The sequence below is a fragment of the Streptomyces sp. B93 genome, assembly GCF_018070565.1.
Classification (GTDB): Bacteria; Actinomycetota; Actinomycetes; order Streptomycetales; family Streptomycetaceae; genus Streptomyces.
In genome coordinates this window covers 1-22069 of sequence record NZ_JAGPXL010000048.1, presented here as the reverse complement: position 1 = coordinate 22069, position 22069 = coordinate 1, and the positions used below count along the sequence as shown (strand labels likewise).

The window sequence follows — 22069 nt, the reverse complement described above, 5'->3', positions numbered from 1 at the left end:
CACCCAGGGGCGAAGGGCCAGGGCCGATCGGCCCTGATCCGTGCGTGCGTCGCCGACGGGGGCCGTTCGGCCCTGGCGGACGGCGACCCGGACGTCGTTCCATGAGCCGGACCAAGCCCTCGGAGCAGCAGCCATGACCTTCGACCACGCCCGGACCGTCGCCGCCGGGCCCCGCCAGAGCATCGAACTCGCCAGCGCGGAGGCCCTGCGGCTGCTCGGCAGCGTGTCCCTGGGGAGAATCGTCTTCACCCGGCACGCCCTGCCGACCGTCCGGCCCGTCAACCACGTCCTCGACGCGGGCGACATCATCATCCGCACCCATGAGGGCGCGGCCCTGACGTCGGTGGCGCGCGGGTCCGACGGCCACGGCGTCGTCGTCGCCTACGAGGCGGACGCCATCGACCCGGACACCCATCTCGGCTGGAGCGTGGTGGTCACCGGTTACGCGTACCAGGTCACCGATCCGGTGGAGCTGGCCCGCTTCAAGTCCCTGCTCAGCCCGTGGGCGCCGCCGTCCCTGGACATGGACCACGCGGTGCGGATCCGCCCCGACCTGGTCACGGGCATCCGCCTCACGGCCCGCGACGGCGGGTGAGTGAAGGCCCAGTGGCGCGGCGAAGGGGGCTGGTCGGCCCACGCGGGACACGCGGTGCCGGGACAAGCTGAGGACAGCCGAACCCCTCGCCCAGGAGGCCCCATGAACACCCCGCCCACACCCAGCATGCTGCGGGCCCTGCCCCTGGAGCACCGCCAGCGGCTGATGCGGCTCGCCCACGAGGTGGCCTTCCCGCAGGGCACCCGCATCTTCCAGGAGGGCGGGCGCGCGGACCGGTTCTGGATCATCCGTACCGGCACCGTCGAACTCGACATGCACGTGCCCGGCCGCCGCCCCGCCGTCATCGAGTCCCTCGGCCACAACGAGCTGATCGGCTGGTCCTGGCTGTTCTCCCCGCACGTCTGGCACCTCGGTGCCGTCGCCACCTCCCCGGTCCGCGCCTACGAGTTCGACGCCACCGCGGTGCGCTCCCTGTGCCAGGACGACCCCGCCCTCGGCAACAGCGTCGCCCGCTGGGTCGGTGACGTCCTCGCCCACCGCCTCCGCTCGGCCCGCACCCGCCTCCTCGACCTGTACGCCCCCTACGGAGCGGGCACCGGCACCGGCTGAACGAGGCACCGGCACCGCGAACGAGTCCAGAACCACCGAATCGGCCATGGCCCGCCCCCGGGGGTGCGTGCCAGGCTCCGCCGGGCAGGCGGGGATTCGACGACAGGGCCTAGCGTCGGAGCATGCGAATTCGTGTCGTCGACGCTTTCACCGAGCGCCCCTTCTCCGGCAACCCGGCCGGTGTCCTGCTGCTGGACGCCTTCCCGGACGACGCCTGGCTCCAGAGCGTGGCGATGGAGGTGAACCACGCCGAAACCGCGTTCGCGCACCACCTCCCCGAGGGCGGCGACGCCGACTGGGCGCTGCGCTGGTTCACCCCCGCCACCGAGGTCGACATGTGCGGCCACGCCACCCTCGCCACGGCCCACGTACTGCACTCCACGGGCGCCCACCAGGGACCGGTGCGGTTCGCCACCCGCAGCGGCGTGCTCATCGCCACGCCCGGCGAGGACGGCTCGATCACCCTGGACTTCCCCACCGCCCCGCTCACCGCCGTCGACGTCCCGGACGGCGTCGCGGACGCGCTGGGCGCCGAGCCGCTCGCCGCCTACGACACCGGCCCGCACGTCGGCGACCTGCTGCTGGAGCTGGCCGACGAGCGGACCGTGCACGCGCTGCGCCCGGACCACAGGTCGCTGGCCGCCTACTCCGCCCGCGGCATCATCGCCACCGCCCGCGCCGAGGACCCGGCCCGCGGCTACGACTTCGTCTCCCGCTGCTTCTTCCCGAACGTCGGCATCGACGAGGACCCGGTCACCGGCAGCGCCCACACCGCCCTCGCCCCGCACTGGTCCGGGCGTCTGGGCCACCCCGACCTCACCGGCCTCCAGGCCTCGCCCCGCTCCGGCCGGGTCCGCACCGGTCTGCGTGGCGACCGCACCCTGCTGACGGGCCGCGCGGTCACGGTCATCGACGGCGAGCTGCACGCGTAGCCGACACGCAGCAGGGCGTACGAGACCGTCGTACGCCCTGCCCGGCCGCTCACGCCGTGGGCAGCCACCCCACCTTCCCTGCCAGCAGCCCGTAGCCGACGAACGCCCCGATGTCGAGCAGCGAGTGCGCGACGACCAGGGGCCCCACCCGCCCCCAGCGCCGGTACAGGTAGACGAACACCACGCCCATCACCAGGTTCCCGATGAACCCGCCGATGCCCTGGTACAGGTGGTACGAGCCGCGCAGCACCGAACTCCCCATCAGCGCGGCCCCCGGCGACCAGCCCAGCTGCCCCAGCCTGCGCAGCAGGTAGCCGACGACGATGACCTCCTCGACCACGGCGTTCTGGATCGCCGAGAGGATCAGCACCGGGTACTTCCACCACACCTCCGGCAGCGCCTCCGGCACCACCGTGAGGTTGAAGCCGAGCCCTCGCGCGGCCAGGTAGAACGCGATCCCGCTGCTGCCGATCACCGCGGCGATCACCGCGCCCCGCCCGAGGTCGAACCACGGCCGGGTGCGGTCGAAGCCGAGGGTGCGCAGACTGCGGCCCTCCCGCAGCAGGAAGTGCGCGACGAGCGCCACCGGCACCAGCGCCGTGGCGATCCCGAAGAGCTGCCAGGCGAGGTCCAGCCAGGGCCGCCCGGGCGCCGCCGAGGCGTTGAGGGTGGCCGCCTGGTCCTTGAGCCCGCCCGGCCTGGTCACCGACCCGACGAAGCTGATCAGGGCGGAGACTCCGCTCGCCCCCAGTGAGACGGCCAGCACCAGCAGCGTCTCGTCGCGCAACCGGCGCCGCGAGAGATCATCCCCCGGCAGTGATCCGGCCCCCGAAACCGCCTCCACCCGCACACCCGCCTCCGCTCAGACCGTCCGCCAGGCCCCCATCTTCGCCGCTCGCCCTCGCGTCGGCAGAATCGGGGGGCGACCCCGACGGATGGTCGCGGTGGCCCGGGTGGCGCGGGTGGCCCGGGTGGCCCGGGTGGCCCGGGTGGCCCGGGTGGCGCTCACCCCAGGGGCACCGGCTCCGGCAGCCCCACCGGCCAGGCATGCACCGGCTCCCCCACGTGCATCAGCTCGCAGTAGCGCCGGGTGGTCGCCGCCAGCGCGACATCCCGGGACAGCCCCGCCTCCAGGGCCCGGTGGAAGGTGGCGACCTGCCAGGACGCGCCGTTGAACCGGCGCCGGCAGCGCTGCTCGATCACCCCGAGGTACAGATCGCGGTCGGCGGGCTCCACGCCCCACGCGTCGAGGCCGACCTCGGCGAGCGGCAGCAGTTCGTCGAGCACCAGGTCCACCGCGTCGACCTCGGTCGTCCCGCCGTGGCGGCCGTGCCGGGGCCACTGGAAGCGGGCCTCGACGCCGTACCGGCACGCGGCGTCGAAGTTGGCGGCTGCCGCCTCGAAGGGCAGCCGGGTCCACACCGGCCGGGACTCCTCGGCGAGGGCCCGCACCAGCCCGTAGTAGAAGGCCGCGTTGGCGATGACGTCGACGATGGTGGGCCCGGCGGGCAGGACCCGGTTCTCGACGCGGAGATGGGGGACGCCGTCGGCGATGCCGTACACGGGCCGGTTCCACCGGTAGACGGTGCCGTTGTGCAGCACCAGCTCGGACAGGGCCGGGACACCGCCCGCGTCGATGACGGCCAGCGGGTCCTCGTCGTCGCAGATCGGCAGCAGGGCGGGGAAGTAGCGCAGGTTCTCCTCGAACAGGTCGTACGCCGAGGAGATCCACCGCTCCCCGAACCAGGTGCGCGGCCGTACGCCCTGGGCCTGTAGCTCCGGCGGGCGGGTGTCGGTGGACTGCTGGAACAGCGGCGGCCTCGACTCCCGCCACAGCTCACGGCCGAAGAGGAAGGGCGAGTTGGCCCCGACGGCGATCTGCGCGGCGGAGGCCACCTGCGCCGCGTTCCACACGTCGGCGAACCGGTCCGGAGTGACCTGGAGGTGAAGCTGCACGGAGGTGCAGGCGGCCTCGGGGGCGATGGACTTCGAGGTGCAGGTGAGGCGTTCGACGCCCGCGATGTCCAGGGCGAAGTCCTCGCCGCGGGCGGCGACTATCTGGTCGTTGAGCAGGGTGTAGCGGTCGACGTCGGAGAGGTTGGAGGAGACCAGGTCATCGCGGTCGAGGGTGGGCAGAATGCCGATCATCGCGATTCCCGCGGCCAGCTCCCCCGCTTTTCGGTCGGCATATGCCAGTGACGTACGGAGTTCCTCCGCGAGCTGATCGAATACCCGACCACCCAATCGATGTGGAGCTATGTTCACTTCCAGATTGAACATGGCGAGTTCTGTTTGGAAGTCCCGGCTGGCGATCCGTTCCAGGACTTGCGCATTCAACATTTTCGGCATGCCGTCGGGCCCGACCAGATTCAATTCGATCTCCAGACCCATGAGATTCCTGGGCCGGTCGAACCGTCCGTGCTCCAGCAGCCGGCCGAGTCCGTCGAGGCATCGCCGGAGCCTGTCGCGGTAGCGCTGCCGATCGGACAGGTCGAACGCGCCCGCCACGACCTTCTCCCCCATGGGGCGTCCCTCCTCGCACGGTGTCCGGGTCAGGGTGGATGATGCCCCGCCGAGGCGATCGATAACGTCCCCCGCCGATCGTCCGGCGCGCTACTGTGGTCCTCGCGGGCCCGGGACGAACGGTGGCACATTCATCCGGCAAGTTGCCCGATGAATTTTCCGGCCCCCCGAACCTCGTGAAAAACGCCGATGAGAATTAGCCTACCGCAGCGGCGAAGAATCCCGAGGTCAGCGCGGTACGACGGCCCCGGAAACGGGAAGTTTTCCGCGTATCGCCGACCGAATGAACCCTTGCCATACTCGGCGGAAACGACTAGACGAAACACAGCCTGAACACGTGTCGTATAAACTCCGCGAACAAGGCAGAAGGTTGGCGCCCGCGGTCACGGAGTCCTGCCGCCGATCAGTGGTACGGCGGACCGCACCCATCCCGCACTTCCCCCGACCCCGGCCCCTGCCTCCCTGACCTGGTGAGCTGACAGCGCCGTCCGCCCCGCCACCTCGCTCCACCGTGCCTGTCGAATGAGAGGCGACCCACCATGCCGCTGCATGTCCCCGAGGCTCCCGCGCCCGCGCTCCGCACCGTCCTCACGGCACTCGGTTCCCCCACCGCCGTGCGTGAGGCACGTACGCCCTCCCTGCGCACCGCCCAGGGCCCCGCGACACCAGAACTGCCGCTTCCGGTCCACGTACTGGACCGGATCTCCGCGAAAGGCACGCCCGCCACCCGGCTCGCCGGCTGGCGCTTCATGATCCGCTCCGGCGACCGCGCCCTGGCCGCCGCGGAAGCCATGCTGACCCCCGACGGCTGGGCCTTCTCACGCTTCTTCGAGGGCCCCTACGTCGCCTCCACCGAGCGCGCGCTGCGCCAGGCGGAGACCCTGCCGCAGCCGTACCAGCCGCGGCTGCTGTCCCTGCCCGGCCTGTACATGCTCGCCCTGTGGCTGCACGGCGACTGCGCCGCGGACGGCGCCGCCGGCCATCCCGCCGCCGCCGACCTGCTGGTGCCGCTCGCCCCCGCCCCGCCCGGCATCGCGGCCCACCGCCCGCACCGCGTCGCCGACCTGCTCCCGGTGCTCACCCACCGGGCGACACCCACCCCGCTGCTCGGCTCGCCCGCCTGAAGCCGACCGCGGTCAACCGAAGCCGACGCCGTACCCCGCCGCCGCGCCCCCACCGGGCCCGACGGCGGGGTACGGCGTCAGGGCGGCGATATGACTAGCCCCATCCGGCCACGGCGAACCACCCGAAGTGACCGTGCAGTTGGGATGAACCGTCCGCGTGGGTGACGCGTCCTGAACCTGTGAGAAGCGGTGCCGCGAAATGCCTGCGGATCGCCGCCGGTAGGGCAACACTGGGTTCCGACCGACTTATTCAACGGGGGCGGCCATGAACGAATCCATCGCACACCTCACACCAGACCGAGAGACCCCACCCATGTGCCAGCACCAGCCACCGTGCCCGTCAGCCGAGTCCGCCGACCGGGAGTCCGCCCGCCTCGTGGCGCACCACCCGGAACAGGGCTGGAGCCTGCTGTGCAACGGAGTCGTGCTTTTCGAGGACACCGGTGAGCTGCTGCCGGACGGCCGCATCATCGACCCGCACCGTCCGCTCCAGGTGATGACGGCAGCCTGAACACCACCGGGCGGGTACGCCGCACCGCCCGGGATCCTGAGGGGGCCGGCCCGCGGAGAACCACCGCGAACCGGCCCCGACGCGTGTCCGAGGCCGGTCACTGCGCGTAGCGGGTCCCGTACCCCCGCGAGCGGCCCGCCGCACACCCGCCCCGCCTCCCCGACGGCTCACCGGCCGCCTTATCGTGACCGCCATGCAGTCCTACACAATCGGCCAGGCCGCCCGTCTGCTGGGTGTCAGTCCCGACACGGCACGCCGCTGGGCGGACGCGGGCCGGGTGCCCACCCACCGGGACGACAACGGGCGGCGGTTCATCGACGGACGGGACCTCGCCGCGTTCTCCGTCGAACTCGCCAGGGCCGACAGCGCCGACGAGGACACGCCGTACACTTCGGCACGCAACGCCTTCCCCGGCATCGTCACCGCGATCAAGCTCGGCGATGTCGCCGCCCAGGTCGAGATCCAGGCGGGCCCGCACCGGCTGGTCTCCCTCCTCACCCGTGAGGCGGTCGAGGAGCTGGGTCTGGAGGTCGGCACCGCCGCCACCGCCCGCGTGAAGTCGACAAACGTACACATCGACCGCGCCTGACGCGCGGATCGGACGGACCCGCCCGTCCAGCCCGGACACCGATCGAGGCCCCTGTGACCCACCGCCCCGCACGCCGAACACGCCTGCCCCGCCGCACCCTCGCGGCGCGCACGGTCGGCGTCTCCGCCCTGCTGCTCCTGGCCGCCTGCACCGCCCCGCCGCCGCTCGACTCGGGGTTCGTCCCGCAGACGACGGTGCGGGTCTCGGGCCCGGTCACCGTCTTCGCCGCCGACTCCCTCCGGGAGCCCTTCGGCAAGCTGGGCGCGGAGTTCGAGAAGCGGAACCCGGGCGCCGAGGTCACCTTCCGCTACGGCGACAGCGCCGGCCTCGCCACGAGCATCACCGGCGGCGCCCCGGCCGACGTCTTCGCCGCCACGGGTCCCGGCACCATGGAGACCCTCACCGACCAGGACCTCACGGCGGGCCCGCCCGCGACGTTCGTCCGCAACGAGATACAGATCGCCACGCTGCCGGGCAACCCTCAGGGCATAGTCTCGCTGGCGGACCTCGCCAGGCCCGGCGTGAAGGTCGCGCTCTGCGACGAGACCGCGCCCTGCGGCGCCGCCGCCCAGCGGATCCTCACCCCGAACGGCGTCACCGTCGCCCAGCCGACCTACGCACCGGACGGCGAGCGCGCCCTGGCCGAGGTCCGGCGGAGAGAGGCGGACGCGGCCCTGGTCCACCGCACCGACATCCGGGCGTCCGGGGGCACGGTCGTCGGCCTGACGTTCCCGGAGTCGGCCCCGGCCATCGACAACCTCCCGATAGCCCGGCTCAAGCACGCCCCCCACGCCGAGGCGGCCCAGGCCTTCGTCGACTTCGTCCGCTTCCCCGACGGCCGCAAGATCCTCACGGACGCGGGCTACCTGGCCCCCTGACGCTCCTTGGGGGCGCGGGGAACCGCGCGCCCGGCCACGGCAGACCCGCAGCCGACGACGCACGGTCCCCCGCCGACCAGAACCTCAGTCCTCGTACGCGTCCAGCGGCGGGCACGAGCACACCAGGTTCCGGTCCCCGAACGCCTGGTCGATCCGGCGCACCGGCGGCCAGTACTTGTCCGCGGCCGACACCCCGGCGGGGAAGACGGCCTCGTCCCGGCTGTAGGCGTGCTCCCACTCCCCACCGACGGCCGCGGCCGTGTGCGGCGCGTTCCGCAGCGGGTTGTCGTCCGCGGACCACTCACCGGACCCGACCTTCTCGATCTCGCCCCGGATGGTGATCATCGCCTCGCAGAACCGGTCAAGTTCGACCAGGTCCTCCGACTCGGTCGGCTCGATCATCAGCGTCCCGGCCACCGGGAACGACATCGTCGGCGCGTGGAAGCCGTAGTCGATGAGCCGCTTGGCGACGTCGTCGACGCTCACGCCGGTCGCCTTGGTCAGCGGGCGCAGATCGATGATGCACTCGTGCGCGACCAGGCCGCCGGGGCCGGTGTAGAGCACCGGGTAGTGCGGCTCCAGCCGCTTGGCGATGTAGTTGGCGCTCAGCACCGCCACCTGCGTGGCCCGCTTCAGCCCCTCACCGCCCATCAGCCGGACGTACGCCCAGGAGATGGGCAGGATGCCCGCGGAGCCCCAGGGCGCGGCGGAGACGGGCCCGACGCCCGTCTCCGGCCCGGCCGCGGGTTGGAGCGGGTGGTTCGGCAGGTACGGCGCCAGATGGGACCGTACGGCCACCGGGCCGACGCCCGGACCACCGCCGCCGTGCGGGATGCAGAAGGTCTTGTGCAGGTTCAGGTGGGAGACGTCACCGCCGAAGTGCCCCGGCTTGGCGAGCCCGACCAGCGCGTTGAGGTTGGCCCCGTCGACGTAGACCTGCCCACCGGCCTCGTGCACCCGGGCGCAGATGTCGGCGACGTGCTCCTCGAACACACCGTGCGTGGACGGGTACGTGATCATCAGCACCGCCAGCTCGTCACGGTACTGCTCGATCTTGGCCCGCAGGTCCTCGACGTCGATCTCGCCGTCCTCGGCGGTCTTCACGACGACGACCTTCATCCCGGCCATCACGGCGCTCGCCGCGTTGGTCCCGTGCGCGGAGGACGGGATGAGACACACGGTCCGCTGCTCGTCCCCGTTGGCCCGGTGGTACCCGCGTACGGCGAGCAGCCCGGCCAGCTCGCCCTGGGACCCGGCGTTGGGCTGAAGGCTGACCTTGTCGTACCCGGTGACCTCGGCGAGCCGCTCCTCCAGCTCACGGATGAGCGTGAGGTAGCCCTGCGCCTGCTCGGCGGGCGCGAACGGGTGCAGCTGCCCGAACTCGGGCCAGGTGACCGGCTCCATTTCGGTGGTCGCGTTGAGCTTCATGGTGCAGGAGCCCAGCGGGATCATGCCCCGGTCCAGCGCGTAGTCCCGGTCGGCGAGCCGCCGCAGGTACCGCAGCATGGCGGTCTCGGACCGGTACTGGTGGAAGACGGGGTGGCTCAGGTACTCGTCGCCCCGCAGCAGTGCCCCCGGCAGAGCGTCCTCGGTCTCCGCGTCCAGCGCCTCGACGTCGCCCTCGACCCCGAAGGCGTCCCATACGGCGGCCAGCTGCGCCCGCGTGGTGGTCTCGTCGCAGGCGATCGAGACGTGGTCGGCGTCGACGAGCCGCAGGTTGACCCCGTTGCCCCGCGCGGCCTCGACGACCTCACCGGCGCGCCCGGCGACCCGCGCGGTGACCGTGTCGAAGTAGGAGCCGTGGACGACCTCGACGCCCCCGGCGGCGAGCCCCGCGGCCAGGACGGCGGCGTACCGGTGCGTACGCGCGGCGATGCCCTTCAGCCCTTCGGGCCCGTGGTACACGGCGTACATCCCGGCCATCACCGCGAGCAGCACCTGAGCGGTGCAGATGTTGCTGGTGGCCTTCTCCCGGCGGATGTGCTGCTCACGCGTCTGGAGGGCGAGCCGGTAGGCCTTGTGCCCGTCGGCGTCCACGGAGACACCCACGAGCCGCCCCGGCAGGCTGCGTGCGAACTTCTCCTGTACGGCCATGTAGCCGGCGTGCGGCCCACCGAAGCCCATCGGCACGCCGAACCGCTGCGTCGTGCCGACGGCGATGTCAGCGCCCAGCTCCCCCGGCGACTTCAGCAGCGTCAGCGCGAGCAGATCGGCGGCGACGGTAACGACGGCACCAAGACCATGGGCCTGCTCGACAACCGGCCCGAGGTCGCGTACGACACCGGAGGCACCGGGATACTGAAGCAACACCCCGTTGATCTCACGCTCCGCGAGGTCAGCCGGTATACCACTGCTCAGATCGGCGACGACGACCTCCACACCGGTCGGCTCGGCGCGGGTCTGGATGACGGCGATGGTCTGCGGCAGCGCGTCCGCGTCGACCAGGAAGAGGCCCTTCTTGTTCTTGCCCATGCGCCGCGACAGCGCCATAGCCTCGGCCGCGGCCGTGCCCTCGTCGAGCAGCGAGGCACCCGAGGTCGGCAGCCCGGTGAGGTCGGCGACCACGGTCTGGAAGTTCAGCAGCGCCTCGAGCCGCCCCTGCGAGATCTCCGGCTGGTAGGGCGTGTACGCCGTGTACCAGGCCGGATTCTCCATCACATTGCGCAGGATGACGGGAGGCGTGAAGGTCCCGTAGTAGCCGAGCCCGATCATGGACCCCAGCACCTGGTTGCTGTCGGCCAGCGACCGCAACTCGGCCAGCACCTCGGCCTCGCTCCGCGCCTCCGGCAGCTCCAGGGACTCGGCGTTCTTGATCACATCCGGGACCGCTGCGGCGGTCAGCTCGTCGAGCGAGCCGTAGCCGACCTGAGCGAGCATCTTCGCCCGCGCTTCCTGGTCGGGTCCGATATGGCGCTGCTCGAAGGGAATGCCCTTCTCAAGCTCGGCGAGGGGAATGCGATGGGCGGTCATACGGAGGCCTCCATGGTCTGACACGACCTTCGAGGGACACCACGACACAGATGTCCCGACGGCCTCCCCCTCTGTCATCTCAACCTGAGAGCTTCACCGGACACCCTTCGGGCCTCCGGCTTTCACCGTCGGTGAGAGCGGACGCCGTCGACACCCGCCCTGCTTTCCAGAGTGACCTCGTCCGTGCGGTACGTGGGCCTGAGAGATTCCGGGGAGGATTTGCTCCTTCGGCGCCTCCGATGGTGTCTGGAGGACTCTCCCGCACGGGGTCAGCAGCCGTTTGCCAGCGTACCAGCGCACACAAGACCCGGTCCTTCGAGTGGCCGCCACCTCCAATGTGCTCTTTCGTAGTAGTCGAGCACAAACCGCTACAAACCGCTACGAGCCAAACCGTAACGGATGACTTGCGACCAGTTGGAGGGCCCGTGCAGACCGACATCGATCCGCGCAACCTGATCGGCCGCAAGGCGTTCGACCGCGAAGGCGTCAAGATCGGCACCATCGACGAGGTCTACCTCGACGACGCCACCGGCGTCCCCGAGTGGGCCGCCATACGCACCGGCCTCTTCAGCAGAGACGCCTTCGTCCCCCTCGAACCCAGCGAACTCGTCGAAGGCACCCTGCACATCCCCTTCGACCGCGCCCTCATCAAGGACGCCCCCGACTTCGGCGTAGGCCGCCACCTCTCCCCCGAACAGGAACTCCAGCTCTACCACCACTACGGCCTGGACGTCACACCCCCGACTCCCACAGAAGACGCAGACGCCACATAACCCCACCATGCCGCCGTAGCTGCGGGCGGTCGTGCCGCTGGGGCGGCACGGGTGGGCGCAGCGGCACCCCGCCGCGCCGGGCTGCGCACCCACCCCGGCCCAGCACGAACCCACGGTCACGCAAGAACCCCGCCCACGGCCCCCGCACCCCCGGCCCCACCACACCCCTCCGCAACCAACGGCAACGGGTCCGCCTCCACCAGCTCCGGATCATCGACGAGAAACGTGCGCACCCGCCCAGGCAACGACCCCGGCGTCTCAAACCGCACAGTCACCCGCCCCACCCCACTCCCCTGCACCCACCCATGCCCATACACGGCATGCCGCACATCCCGCCCCGGCACCCACCGCCGCTCCCCAACGGCAGCCTCAACCACGCCCTCCACATCACCCGCACCGGCCCCCTCTCCATCCCCGTCCCCCTCCCCGAGACCAAGACCGCCACCCCCCTCCCCCGCAGCCTGCGCAAACAGATCCTCCTGCGTGTAATCGGCAAGCCCACTCACCCCAACCCCCAACAACCGCACACCCCCGGTCGTGTCCACCGACTCCAACAACCGAGCCGCCGCCTCCCGCACCACCGCCGGATCGTCCGTGGGCCCCCGCAACGTCTCCGACCGCGTCAGCGTCGAAAAGTCGTACCGCCGCACCTTGAGCACGATCGTCCGCCCCGACAACCCGGCCCCCCGCAACCGCCGCACACAACGCTCCGCCAGCCGCTGAACCTCCACCCCCACCCGCACCCGGTCATGGATGTCCACGTCATACGTGTCCTCGACGGACACGGACTTCGTCTCCCGCTCAGCCACCACCGACCGCTCGTCCCGAGCCAACGCCATGGCGTACAGCGCATGCCCATGCGCCTTCCCCAACAGCCGGACCAGTTCGTCCTCCCCGGCCTCGGCCATCTCCCCCACCGTCGTGATCCCGGCCCGCCGCAGATGGTCCCCGGTCGCAGGCCCCACCCCTGGCAACGTCCGCACGGACATGGGCGCCAACAAAGCCCGCTCCGTACCAGGCTCGATCACCACAAGCCCATCCGGCTTCGCCTGCTCGGAGGCGATCTTCGCCAGCATCTTCGAAGCCGCGAGCCCCACCGACCCCGTAAGCCCCGTGACCCGCCGGATGTCCGCCCGCAGCCCACCCCCCACCAGCCGCGCAGACGTCTCGTCCCACGCCGCGCCCGCGGCCTCCAGATCGACGAACGCCTCATCCAGACTGAGCGGCTCCACCAACGGCGACAGCTCCCGCAACAGCCCCATGACCTGCTCGCTGATCGTCCGGTACAGCTGGAACCGCGGCACCAGATACGCGGCATTCGGCGCGAGCCGCCGCGCCTGGGCCATCGGCATCGCCGAGTGCACCCCGAAGGCCCGCGCCTCGTACGACGCAGTGGCGACGACCCCCCGCGGTCCCAGCCCACCCACGATGACGGCCTTCCCGCGCAGGCTCGGCTTGGACGCCTGCTCCACCGAGGCGAAGAAGGCATCCATGTCGAGATGCAGGATCGTGGGCGCGGCTCTCACATCTCCGATGCTGCCTCACACCACTGACAACGCCCACGGCCGCCCCGCGGCGCCGCCTCACACCGCCCGGTTACGCCGCCGAGCCAGCTCGTCCGCCGGGTTGTGCCCGACCAGCGTCTCCCCGGTGTCGACCCGCTCCCCGTGCAGCTGCGACAGCGCGCTGTCGACGTCCCGCCACACCACACCCACGGCGATCCCGAAGATCCCCTGGCCCCCTTGGAGCAGCGCGTGGACCTCATCGGGCGAGGTGCACTCGTACACCGTGGCACCGTCGCTCATCAGCGTCATCCGCTCAAGGTCCCGGAACCCGCGCTCCCGCAGATGCTGCACCGCGCTACGGATGTTCTGAAGCGACACCCCGGTGTCCAGGAACCGCTTGACGATCTTCAGGACGACGACGTCCCGGAAGCTGTACAGCCGCTGCGTCCCCGATCCGTGCGCGGGCCGCACGCTCGGCTCGACGAGCCCCGTACGGGCCCAGTAGTCCAGCTGCCGATAGGTGATGCCGGCAGCGGCACACGCCGTCGGACCCCGATAGCCGATCTCTTCGGTCGCCATGGACGCCGCCCCTCCGCCGACGGGCACGGCCGCCGGGCGCTGCACAGCGTGATCGGCCGCCCTGACCTGGGGATATCCCCCGCCCGGGCGGAGCCGAGAGCTTGAGGGAGGGTACGGACCGTTTCCCCCCGGACTGCGTCCGTGGGCACCCCCAGCCGTACCGTCGCCGCTGCTTCTCACGCCGACCTCCGTCCTTGACCTGCCTTCTCGACGGTAGGCAGTCACCAAGGGTGCGTCAACGATCGCCACACTCGGCACGCCGAGTGATAATCACCCTAGGAGTGGTTTCCCGCACCCCGTCGCGGGGAAAGGCTAGCCGAATGCTCTGGCGAGAGGCCGCGTGACGCCCTCACTCGCCCCCGGCACATGCCGGGCCACGAGCGGTCACCGACCGTGGGCCGGCCCGTACGGACCGCTGGTCCGCCGGGCCGACCACCTGGCTCACTGACTGCTGGTGCCGAAGTCCTCCGGCGAGATCTGGTCGAGGAACTCGCGGAACTTCTCCACCTCGTCCTCCTGCTCGTCCGGGATCGCGATACCGGCGTCGTCCAGCACTCCGTCACTGCCGTAGATCGGCGTTCCGGTGCGCAGGGCCAGCGCTATGGCATCGGACGGGCGGGCACTCACCTCGACGCCGCTGGCGAAGACCAGCTCCGCGTAGAAGACGCCCTCCCGCAAGTCGGTGATCCGCACTTCGGTCAGCTCCTGGCCGACGGCCTCGAGGACGTCCTTGAAGAGGTCGTGGGTCAGCGGTCGTGCGGGGGCCATGCCCTGCTGCGCGAAGGCGATCGCCGTCGCCTCCCCCGGCCCGATCCAGATGGGGAGGTAGCGGTCGCCTCCCACTTCACGCAGGAGCACGATCGGTTGGTTGGAGGGCATTTCGACCCGGACACCTACGACATCGAGCTCGTTCACACAGCAACCCTAGGACGTGCCCGGGACGTTTGGGTAGTCGGGCCACCATCGACCGGCCGATCCACCCCGCTCCCCGGCCCTCCGGCCAGGCACGCGGCCCGCCACGAGCCCGACAGGCCCGGTTACGGCAGCCGCACCCCGAGCGCGCTCTGCACCAGCGCCGCGTGCAGCCTCATCGTGAGCCCCGCCAGCTCCCTCGTACGGGCCTCGGCATGGGTCCTGGTCTGCGGATTGCGGTGCCGCCGCAGGGGAGCCACCACCTGGTCCACCAGTCCCGCCTCACGGTCCGCGGCGGCCTTCATCAGCCGCAGGTGGCGCGGCTCGATCCCGAACCGCCCCAGCTCGGCGACCAGCTCCGCGACGGTCACCACCTCGGCGTCGTACGCTCCGTCCGGCAGCGCCGCGATCAGGCCGTACGACTCCCACTCGGCCAGCTCGGCCTCCCCGATCCCGGCCGCGGCCAGCAGCTCGGCCCGTCCGATACGGGACGCCGTGGGCCCTTCACAGGGCTCCGGCGCGGTCTCCGCGTCCCAGCCCTGCCCCGGCTGCCCCGGACGCCCCACCGCCGGAAGCGACGCGCTCTCACCGCGCTCCATCGCGTCCAGATGCTCGCGGATCACCTTCAGCGGCAGATAGTGGTCCCGCTGCATCCTCAGGACCCGGCCGAGCCGCTCGACGTCCTCGGCGCTGAACTTGCGGTAGCCCGAGGGGGTCCGCTGCGGCTCGATGAGTCCCTCCGACTCCAGGAACCGGATCTTGGAGATGGTGACCTCGGGGAACTCCTCGCGCAGCACGTTCAGCACCGTGCCGATGCTCATCAGCTCACTGTCCGTGGCGGCGGTACCGCGCCCGGCACCGCCGCTCGGTGTTCGAAGCATGGACCTTCCCTGGGGGTTCCCCCGGACCTCGTCCGGGGGCCGGTCAGATGCCCTGCTGCCTGCTGGCGTAGAAGACCAGCCGGTACTTGCCGATCTGGACCTCGTCACCATTGGACAGGGCGACCTGGTCGATCCGCTCGCGGTTCACGTACGTGCCGTTCAGGCTGCCCACGTCGGCGACCGTGAACGAGCCGTCGGGGCTGCGCCGGAACTCCACATGGCGGCGCGAGACCGTGACGTCGTCCAGGAAGATGTCGCTCTGCGGGTGACGCCCGGCCGTGGTCAGGTCGCTGTCCAGCAGGAAGCGGCTGCCCGAGTTCGGCCCACGGCGCACGACCAGCAGCGCCGAGCCGAGCGGCAGCGCGTCCACGGCCGCCTGGGCCTCTGGCGAGAGCGCGGGGACCGGCGTCTGGCCGGTCACCTCGGCGTCGTAGGCTTCCAGACCGCTGATGGAGATCGTGGACGTCGTCTCCGACGGGCGCTCCGGCACCGCACCGGCGCGCAGCGGCGCGCCGCAGTTCGAGCAGAAGCGGCTGTTCTCCGCGTTGCGGTTGCCGCACCTCGTACACACCAGGACCGACATGGACGGATCCTCCTGCCGCGGCTGCCCCGCGGGGGCGTTGGACGCGTACGGACCGGGACCGAACCCTCCACCCGCACCTGAGGTCGACGGCTGCCCGAAACCTATGCCTCCCGCCTGGGCAGGGTCAACAGACGGCGCGCCCTGACCACCGGAAACGTCACCGCCGGGGCCACCCACCTGGTCCCGGAACAGCGGGCGCTGGCCCTCTGCGTCAGGCTGTGCGCGATGCCGAGCGGTCGCGTTGTCGCTACCCTCTCGCGCGCTCTTGCCGAACAACTTCGCAAACAACTTCACGGGCGATTCCCCTTGACCGAAACAGACCCGCCCGTGGGGCAGGACGAACCCTGATTGCACACACTGGCCGACCCGGACATCCTCACAACGTCCGTCTCCACCAGACAGTTTCCACCACGCACCACCCATTCGGTGCGCCGACCCCCCGCAACCTCATGCCCTGGCCGGCTGTCCCTCATGCACCCCCGGTTCACGAGGAGGACGACCGAGCGTAGTCAGGCCGCTTCGCCGCTCGCAAGGCGTCCACAACGATCTTGTCCGACCGCTCCACAGTAACGGTGGCCTGCTCCTTCTCCAGCATCTGCACCACGCCTCCTGGGATGTTGAGCGCCGGTTCGAGGTCCTGCGGCTTGCCAATGACCTGGAAACGATAGGGCGCGTCGATCTTGTTCCCGTCGACGCTCACGCTTTTCCCGGACTCCGTGAGATAGGTCCCGGCCACCACGCGTACCCCGTTCACCTGGATCGCCTCGGCACCGGCCGCTCGCAGCTCCTGGACCGCGTCGAGCAGCATGTGCGCCTCGACCGTCCCCTTCGTGTCGTCGATGGTCATCGTGATGCCGGGCCCCTGCGCCGCCACCGTCCCGGCCAGAATGCCGAGTTGCCGCTCCTTCTCGATCCGCTGCTTGCGGGCCTCCTCGGCCTGGTCCGAACTGTTCTCCAGCTCGTCCCGCTGCTCCTCCAGATCCTGCTTCTCGTCTTCTAGACGCTGAGTACGGTCGTCCAGTTCATCGAGAATGCGTACGAGATCTTCCTGACGCGCACCGCGCAGCGCGTCGTCGCCGTCGCTGTTGGAGGCGACCTGGACGGCGAGCCCGAAACCGAGCCCGAACAGCAGCAGCGCCACGATGAGTTGCGCCCTGGTCACCCTTGGCGGCCACAGCCCGTTCACCAGCCGCTGCCGACCGGTCAGCCGCGGCTCGGCGGCCTGCTCCGGAGCCTCGGCCCGGGGTACCTGAGCGGGCACCTCGGCGGGCAGTTCCCTGCGCAGCCGGTTCTCCGGCGCCTCTTCCTTCTCGTTCATCGCCCTCACGCCCGGAACACGTGCCGGCGGATCGCCGCGGCGTTGGAGAAGATCCGGATGCCGAGGACGACCACCACACCGGTGGACAGCTGCGCCCCCACACCGAGCTTGTCGCCGAGGAAGACGATCAGCGCGGCGACCACCACGTTCGACAGGAAAGACACCACGAAGACCTTGTCGTCGAAGATGCCGTCGAGCATGGCCCGCAGGCCACCGAAGACGGCGTCGAGCGCCGCGACGACGGCGATCGGCAGATAAGGCTCGACGGCCGCCGGAACCTCGGGCCGGACCAACAGGCCGGCCACGACTCCCACGACGAGGCCCAGTACGGCGATCACGTTGTGCCTTCCTCAGTTCTTCTCGGTTCTCGGCTGTGCTGTCTCGGTGCGCGGCTCGGCGGTCCGGACGATCACGCTCGGCGCCGCGGGCAACCGGAGATCGTCCGCCACGGAGATGTCGGTACGGATGCCGAAGCTCTCCTCCAGAGCGGCCAGGTACAACCCGTCGGCGCTGTCCTGGAACCGGCTGCGCATCCCCTGCCCGTCCCCCACCGCGAGCACCGTGTACGGCGGCACCAGCGGCCTGTTGTCGACCAGTATGGCGTCACCCGCGGCCCGGATCGCGGACAGCGCCGTCAGCCGCTGTCCGTTGATCGAGACGGCCTCCGCGCCCGACTCCCACAGCCCGTTCACGACGCGCTGCATGTCCCGGTCCCGCACCCGCCCCGTGTCGGAGAAGCCCGACGTCCCGCGCGGGTCGCCGTCACCCCCCGCCGAGGCGTTCTCGGCGTCGTCCACGACCAACTTCACACCGGGCCCACGCACTTCGGCGGCGCCCGACAGAATGCCCAGCAGGGCCGTACGGTCGCCGCCGCTCTCCTTGAGCGCCTCGCGCTGGCGTGCGCTCACCTCGTTGCGCAGGTCGTCGATGCTGCTCTCCAGCTCGTCGGCGGCCGCCGTCTCGCTCTGGATGCGGTCGATCAGCTCCTCGCGCTCCTTGGCCACGACCGGGGCCGCCACCCGCGCCTGCGCCGCACCCACCGTCACGACCAGGGCGGCGAGCACCAGACCGGCGGCCAGACCGAGCTTCGCCCGGAGCGTCTTGGGCAGCCCCCCGGCCCCCGCGGCCTCCTTGCGGGCCGCCGCCTCGGCGTACCCGTCGTCGAGGCTGTGATCCATGACGTTGGTGAGCAGCGACATGGAGGCGTCCGGACGCGGGGGGCGTGTCGGTGTGCTCCGAACGGGGGGCTGCTGCGGCATGCCGCACATCGTCGCATGTCGCGGCCAGTACCTCCGAACGGCCCCACCGGCGTGCCGGACAGGCCCCCTTGGGGACACTTGTCCGGCACGCGCGCGTGCAGGGCGTTCTACCTACCGTCCCGCGCTGTCCACCACGGCCGACCACTCGTCGAGCAGGGCCTGCGCGGAGGCGTCGTCCGGCCCCTCCGCCCACAGATGCGTGACCGCCTCCGCCGGGTCGGGCAGCACCAGCACCCAGCGCCCGTCGGGCTCCACTACCCGCACCCCGTCAGTGGTGTCCACGTCGCGCTCTCCGGCCTCCTCGACGACCCGCCGCATCACCAGGCCCTTGACGGCCCACGGAGTCGCCAGATCCCGCTTCAGGACGTGCGCACGCGGGATCCGCGCGTCGATTTGGCTGAGCGTGAGCTGCGTCCGCGCCACCAGCCCGATCAGCCGCACGAAGGCAGCCGTACCGTCGAAGACACTGCTGAACTCGGGGACGATGAACCCGCCCTTGCCGTCACCGCCGAAGACCGTCGACTCGTCCCGCCCGACCCGCGTCAGATCGTCCGGCGAGGTGGTGGTCCAGTCCACTTGGGTGCCGTGGTACGCGGCAACCTGCTCGGCGATCCTCGTCGTGGTCACCGGCAGCGCCACCCGCCCGCTGCGCCGCTCCGCGGCCACCAGGTCGAGCATCACCAGCAGCGCCCGGTCGTCCTCGACGATCCGCCCCTTCTCGTCGACCAGCGACAGCCGCTCACCGACGGGGTCGAACCGCACGCCGAAGGCGGCCCTCGCGGACGCGACGATCTCTCCCAACCGGACCAGCCCGGACCGCCGCGCCTCCGCCGACTCCGTCGGCCTCGACTCGTCGAGACCAGGATTGATCGTCAGCGAGTCCACACCCAGCTTGCCCAGCAGACTGGGCAGCACGAGCCCGGCACTGCCGTTCGACGCGTCGACGACGACCTTCAGCCCCGACTCGGCGATCCCGGTCGTGTCGACGTTCCGCAGCAGCGATCCGGTGTACGAGTCGAACACACTGGCCGGGAAGTGCAGATCCCCGATCTCCCCGGGGAACGCCCGCCGGTACTCCTGCCGCGCGAACACCCGGTCGAGCTTGCGCTGACTGCCCTGCGACAGATCGGCGCCCTGCCCGTCGAAGAACATGATGTCCACGGAGTCCGGCACACCGGGCGTGGTCCGGATCATGATCCCGCCCGCGCTCCCCCGCGCGGTCTGCTGCCGGGCGACCGGCAGCGGTACGTTCTCCAGGTCCCGTACATCGATGGCGCTGGCCTGGAGCGCGGAGATCACCGCCCGCTTCAGCGCCCGCGCGCCACGGGAGTGGTCGCGGGCCGTGGTGACGGTGGAGCCCTTCTTCAGCGTCGTCGCGTAGGCACCGGCGAGCCGTACCGCCAGTTCCGGTGTGATCTCCACGTTCAGGATTCCCGAGACGCCCCGCGCACCGAACAGATGCGCCTGGCCCCTGGACTCCCAGATGACGGAGGTGTTGACGAAGGCGCCGGCCTCGATCGTCTTGAACGGATAGACACGGACGTTGCCCTGGACGATCGATTCTTCACCGATCAGGCACTCGTCCCCGATGACCGCCCCGTCCTCGATCCGGGCCGCACGCATGATGTCCGTGTTCTTGCCGACGACGCAGCCCCGCAGGTTGCTGTGCTGCCCGACGTACACGTTGTCGTGCACCACGGCCTTGTGCAGGAACGCGCCGCTCTTCACGACGACGTTCGAGCCGACGACCGTGTGCTCACGGATCTCGGCGCCGGCCTCCACCTTGGCGTAGTCCCCGATGTAGAGCGGCCCGCGCAGCACCGCGTCGGGATGCACCTCGGCTCCCTCGGCCACCCACACGCCCGGGGAGATCTCGAACCCGTCCAGTTCGACGTCGACCTTGCCCTCCAGGACATCGGCCTGCGCCTTCACATAGCTCTCGTGGGTGCCGACGTCCTCCCAGTAGCCCTCGGCGACATAGCCGTAAATCGGCTTGCCTTCCTTCATCAGCTGCGGGAAGACATCACCGGACCAGTCGACGGGCACATCCGCCTCGACATAGTTGAACACCTCGGGCTCCATGACGTAGATGCCCGTGTTCACCGTGTCCGAGAAGACCTGCCCCCAGGTCGGCTTCTCCAGGAAACGCTCGACCTTGCCCTCTTCGTCGACGATGGTGATGCCGAACTCCAGAGGATTCGGCACCCTCGTCAGACAGACCGTGACCAGTGCTCCCTTTTCCTTGTGGAAGCTGATCAGGTCGGTGAGGTCGAAGTCGGTCAGGGCATCACCGGAGATGACGAGGAACGTGTCGTCCTTCAACGCCTCTTCGGCGTTCTTGACGCTTCCGGCGGTGCCGAGTGGCTTCTCCTCGTTGGCATAGGTCAGCTCCATACCGAGTTCTTCGCCGTCACCGAAGTAGTTCTTGACCAGCGAGGCGAGGAACTGGACTGTCACAACGGTCTCGTTGAGCCCATGCCTTTTGAGCAGCCGCAGAACGTGCTCCATGATCGGCCGGTTGGCCACCGGCAGGAGCGGCTTGGGCATGCTTGAGGTCATGGGGCGAAGGCGTGTTCCTTCGCCACCGGCCATCACGACGGCCTTCATGTCGGAAGCGTCCTCCTCTAAGAGACGACGGTCTAGCCGACTACTCTCGCCAGAATTGTCCCGCACCTTTCCGTCGCGGGCCATCGCACCGCAGCGGCTGCGTCAATCGGCGAGGTCAATCGGCCATGGCGTCCGCCCGAACCAGACGGCGGACCTGTACCACGTAGAGAACTCCTGCCCACCAGTACAGGGTTGTACCCCATCCGGCGAACGCCCATCCGAAAATAGCAGCGAGTGACGAGATCCATCCTGATCCGTCACTGAGCAGCAGTAGCGGAAACGCATACATCAGGTTGAAGGTCGCGGCCTTGCCCAGGAAGTTCACCTGCGGCGGCGGATAGCCGTGCCGTCTGAGGATGCCCACCATCACCAGCAGAACCAGCTCGCGTGCCAGCAGTACAAGGGTCAACCAGAGAGGCAGAATCTCCCGCCAGGTGAGCCCCACCAAAGTCGAAAGAATGTAGAGCCGGTCCGCCGCGGGATCAAGAAGTCGACCCAGGCTGCTGATCTGATTCCAACGCCGCGCGAGCTTACCGTCCAGGTAGTCACTGACACCGCTCAGCGCCAGGACGAGCAGCGCCCAGCCGTCGCTCTTGGGCCCCCCGAACTCGGGCCTGAGGATCAGCCACAGGAAGAGCGGCACACCGAGGAGCCGCGCCATGCTGAGGATGTTCGGGATGGTGAGGACCCGATCCGTCTGGACACGGGTCTCCTGGACCTCCACCCGGGAGCCTCCTGTGGGAAACGAGCCAACGATGCCCCCTGACCCTACCTCAACGCAAAAAAGCTCTGGCCCTCGGGTCAGAGACCCAAGAGCCAGAGCTGTAAAAGAAGTTCGGCGGCGTCCTACTCTCCCACAGGGTCCCCCCTGCAGTACCATCGGCGCTGTAAGGCTTAGCTTCCGGGTTCGGAATGTAACCGGGCGTTTCCCTCACGCTATAACCACCGAAACACTATGAA

General features: G+C 70.3%; 21 protein-coding genes, 1 rRNA gene and 1 riboswitch. Of the genes, 8 read left to right on the top strand and 14 right to left on the bottom strand.

Translation table 11 applies throughout. From position 1 onward, the window contains the following. Window positions 1-133 precede the first annotated feature (133 nt). The 3 genes from KBY47_RS30590 (at window position 134) to KBY47_RS30580 (ending at window position 2097) form a co-directional block, all read left to right on the top strand. Window positions 134-595: a pyridoxamine 5'-phosphate oxidase family protein gene (locus KBY47_RS30590; RefSeq protein WP_210926863.1), complete on the top strand. Its 462-nt coding sequence runs from the start codon at window positions 134-136 to the stop codon at window positions 593-595. 102 nt (window positions 596-697) lie between these two features. After that, entirely contained in the window at window positions 698-1165 is a 468-nt protein-coding gene (locus KBY47_RS30585; protein WP_210926861.1) for a Crp/Fnr family transcriptional regulator, read from the top strand. Window positions 1166-1287: 122 nt separating this feature from the next. Next, window positions 1288-2097, top strand: a complete 810-nt coding sequence (locus tag KBY47_RS30580) for a PhzF family phenazine biosynthesis protein (protein WP_210926859.1) — start codon at window positions 1288-1290, stop codon at window positions 2095-2097. 49 nt (window positions 2098-2146) lie between these two features. Here the strand turns inward: KBY47_RS30580 and KBY47_RS30575 are convergent, their stop codons facing one another. Next, window positions 2147-2947 (bottom strand): type II CAAX endopeptidase family protein, encoded by an 801-nt coding sequence (locus KBY47_RS30575; protein WP_210926857.1) that lies wholly within the window; start codon window positions 2945-2947, stop codon window positions 2147-2149. 155 nt (window positions 2948-3102) lie between these two features. Continuing rightward, entirely contained in the window at window positions 3103-4620 is a 1518-nt protein-coding gene (locus KBY47_RS30570; protein ID WP_210926855.1) for a glutamate-cysteine ligase family protein, read from the bottom strand. 539 nt (window positions 4621-5159) lie between these two features. On the opposite strand from KBY47_RS30570, the gene KBY47_RS30565 reads away from it, so the two are divergent. The 4 genes from KBY47_RS30565 to modA all read left to right on the top strand — a co-directional run bounded on the left by KBY47_RS30565 (window position 5160) and on the right by modA (window position 7722). Next, the gene (locus KBY47_RS30565; protein WP_210926853.1) at window positions 5160-5744 is read left to right on the top strand and encodes a hypothetical protein; all 585 of its coding nucleotides are present in this window, start codon (window positions 5160-5162) and stop codon (window positions 5742-5744) included. 313 nt (window positions 5745-6057) lie between these two features. Then, entirely contained in the window at window positions 6058-6255 is a 198-nt protein-coding gene (locus KBY47_RS30560) for a DUF5999 family protein (RefSeq protein ID WP_210926851.1), read from the top strand. A 193-nt stretch (window positions 6256-6448) separates the two neighbouring features. Continuing rightward, window positions 6449-6844 (top strand): molybdopterin-binding protein, encoded by a 396-nt coding sequence (locus KBY47_RS30555; RefSeq protein WP_210926850.1) that lies wholly within the window; start codon window positions 6449-6451, stop codon window positions 6842-6844. 53 nt (window positions 6845-6897) lie between these two features. Beyond that, on the top strand, window positions 6898-7722 hold the full coding sequence (gene modA, locus KBY47_RS30550) for a molybdate ABC transporter substrate-binding protein (protein ID WP_210926848.1): 825 nt from the start codon (window positions 6898-6900) through the stop codon (window positions 7720-7722). 84 nt (window positions 7723-7806) lie between these two features. On the opposite strand, the gene gcvP is transcribed toward modA, so the two are convergent. Then, entirely contained in the window at window positions 7807-10692 is a 2886-nt protein-coding gene (gene gcvP / locus KBY47_RS30545; protein WP_210926845.1) for an aminomethyl-transferring glycine dehydrogenase, read from the bottom strand. Between the two features lie 176 nt (window positions 10693-10868). Continuing rightward, a riboswitch (glycine riboswitch) is annotated at window positions 10869-10964 on the bottom strand. Window positions 10965-11117: 153 nt separating this feature from the next. Here gcvP and KBY47_RS30540 point away from each other — a divergent pair. After that, window positions 11118-11465 (top strand): PRC-barrel domain-containing protein, encoded by a 348-nt coding sequence (locus KBY47_RS30540; protein ID WP_210926843.1) that lies wholly within the window; start codon window positions 11118-11120, stop codon window positions 11463-11465. Window positions 11466-11581: 116 nt separating this feature from the next. Here the strand turns inward: KBY47_RS30540 and KBY47_RS30535 are convergent, their stop codons facing one another. The 11 genes from KBY47_RS30535 to rrf all read right to left on the bottom strand — a co-directional run bounded on the left by KBY47_RS30535 (window position 11582) and on the right by rrf (window position 22059). Next, window positions 11582-12991, bottom strand: coding sequence for a DNA polymerase IV (locus tag KBY47_RS30535; RefSeq protein ID WP_210926841.1), 1410 nt, complete (start codon window positions 12989-12991; stop codon window positions 11582-11584). Window positions 12992-13048: 57 nt separating this feature from the next. After that, window positions 13049-13729 (bottom strand): MerR family transcriptional regulator, encoded by a 681-nt coding sequence (locus tag KBY47_RS30530; RefSeq protein ID WP_210926839.1) that lies wholly within the window; start codon window positions 13727-13729, stop codon window positions 13049-13051. 261 nt (window positions 13730-13990) lie between these two features. Continuing rightward, window positions 13991-14464, bottom strand: a complete 474-nt coding sequence (locus tag KBY47_RS30525; RefSeq protein WP_004002801.1) for a bifunctional nuclease family protein — start codon at window positions 14462-14464, stop codon at window positions 13991-13993. 122 nt (window positions 14465-14586) lie between these two features. Continuing rightward, window positions 14587-15342 carry a MerR family transcriptional regulator gene (locus tag KBY47_RS30520; RefSeq protein ID WP_210926836.1) on the bottom strand — a complete coding sequence of 252 codons (756 nt, stop codon included), beginning with the start codon at window positions 15340-15342 and terminating at the stop codon, window positions 14587-14589. A gap of 43 nt (window positions 15343-15385) precedes the next feature. Continuing rightward, the gene (locus tag KBY47_RS30515) at window positions 15386-16348 is read right to left on the bottom strand and encodes an FHA domain-containing protein (protein WP_210926834.1); all 963 of its coding nucleotides are present in this window, start codon (window positions 16346-16348) and stop codon (window positions 15386-15388) included. A gap of 61 nt (window positions 16349-16409) precedes the next feature. Continuing rightward, complete coding sequence (locus tag KBY47_RS30510; protein WP_210926832.1) at window positions 16410-17243, bottom strand: DUF881 domain-containing protein; 834 nt, start codon at window positions 17241-17243, stop codon at window positions 16410-16412. Window positions 17244-17248: 5 nt separating this feature from the next. Then, entirely contained in the window at window positions 17249-17581 is a 333-nt protein-coding gene (locus KBY47_RS30505) for a small basic family protein (RefSeq protein ID WP_003977440.1), read from the bottom strand. Between the two features lie 12 nt (window positions 17582-17593). Further along, window positions 17594-18511, bottom strand: a complete 918-nt coding sequence (locus KBY47_RS30500) for a DUF881 domain-containing protein (RefSeq protein ID WP_210926829.1) — start codon at window positions 18509-18511, stop codon at window positions 17594-17596. A 102-nt stretch (window positions 18512-18613) separates the two neighbouring features. Then, window positions 18614-21109 (bottom strand): mannose-1-phosphate guanyltransferase, encoded by a 2496-nt coding sequence (locus KBY47_RS30495; protein WP_210926827.1) that lies wholly within the window; start codon window positions 21107-21109, stop codon window positions 18614-18616. 115 nt (window positions 21110-21224) lie between these two features. After that, window positions 21225-21833, bottom strand: a complete 609-nt coding sequence (locus KBY47_RS30490; protein WP_210926825.1) for a CDP-alcohol phosphatidyltransferase family protein — start codon at window positions 21831-21833, stop codon at window positions 21225-21227. A 109-nt stretch (window positions 21834-21942) separates the two neighbouring features. Further along, window positions 21943-22059 (bottom strand): 5S ribosomal RNA (rrf, locus tag KBY47_RS30485). Between the last annotated feature and the right edge of the window lie 10 nt (window positions 22060-22069).

Coding starts and splice junctions, on each gene's coding strand:
- KBY47_RS30495 (WP_210926827.1), bottom strand. CDS start 21,109: ATGAAGGCCGTCGTGATGGCCGGTGGCGAAGGAACACGCCTTCGCCCC.
- KBY47_RS30585 (WP_210926861.1), top strand. CDS start 698: ATGAACACCCCGCCCACACCCAGCATGCTGCGGGCCCTGCCCCTGGAG.
- KBY47_RS30555 (WP_210926850.1), top strand. CDS start 6,449: ATGCAGTCCTACACAATCGGCCAGGCCGCCCGTCTGCTGGGTGTCAGT.
- KBY47_RS30560 (WP_210926851.1), top strand. CDS start 6,058: ATGTGCCAGCACCAGCCACCGTGCCCGTCAGCCGAGTCCGCCGACCGG.
- KBY47_RS30570 (WP_210926855.1), bottom strand. CDS start 4,620: ATGGGGGAGAAGGTCGTGGCGGGCGCGTTCGACCTGTCCGATCGGCAG.
- KBY47_RS30515 (WP_210926834.1), bottom strand. CDS start 16,348: ATGGGTGGTGCGTGGTGGAAACTGTCTGGTGGAGACGGACGTTGTGAG.
- KBY47_RS30590 (WP_210926863.1), top strand. CDS start 134: ATGACCTTCGACCACGCCCGGACCGTCGCCGCCGGGCCCCGCCAGAGC.
- KBY47_RS30520 (WP_210926836.1), bottom strand. CDS start 15,342: ATGCTTCGAACACCGAGCGGCGGTGCCGGGCGCGGTACCGCCGCCACG.
- KBY47_RS30500 (WP_210926829.1), bottom strand. CDS start 18,511: ATGTGCGGCATGCCGCAGCAGCCCCCCGTTCGGAGCACACCGACACGC.
- KBY47_RS30510 (WP_210926832.1), bottom strand. CDS start 17,243: ATGAACGAGAAGGAAGAGGCGCCGGAGAACCGGCTGCGCAGGGAACTG.
- KBY47_RS30580 (WP_210926859.1), top strand. CDS start 1,288: ATGCGAATTCGTGTCGTCGACGCTTTCACCGAGCGCCCCTTCTCCGGC.
- KBY47_RS30565 (WP_210926853.1), top strand. CDS start 5,160: ATGCCGCTGCATGTCCCCGAGGCTCCCGCGCCCGCGCTCCGCACCGTC.
- gcvP (WP_210926845.1), bottom strand. CDS start 10,692: ATGACCGCCCATCGCATTCCCCTCGCCGAGCTTGAGAAGGGCATTCCC.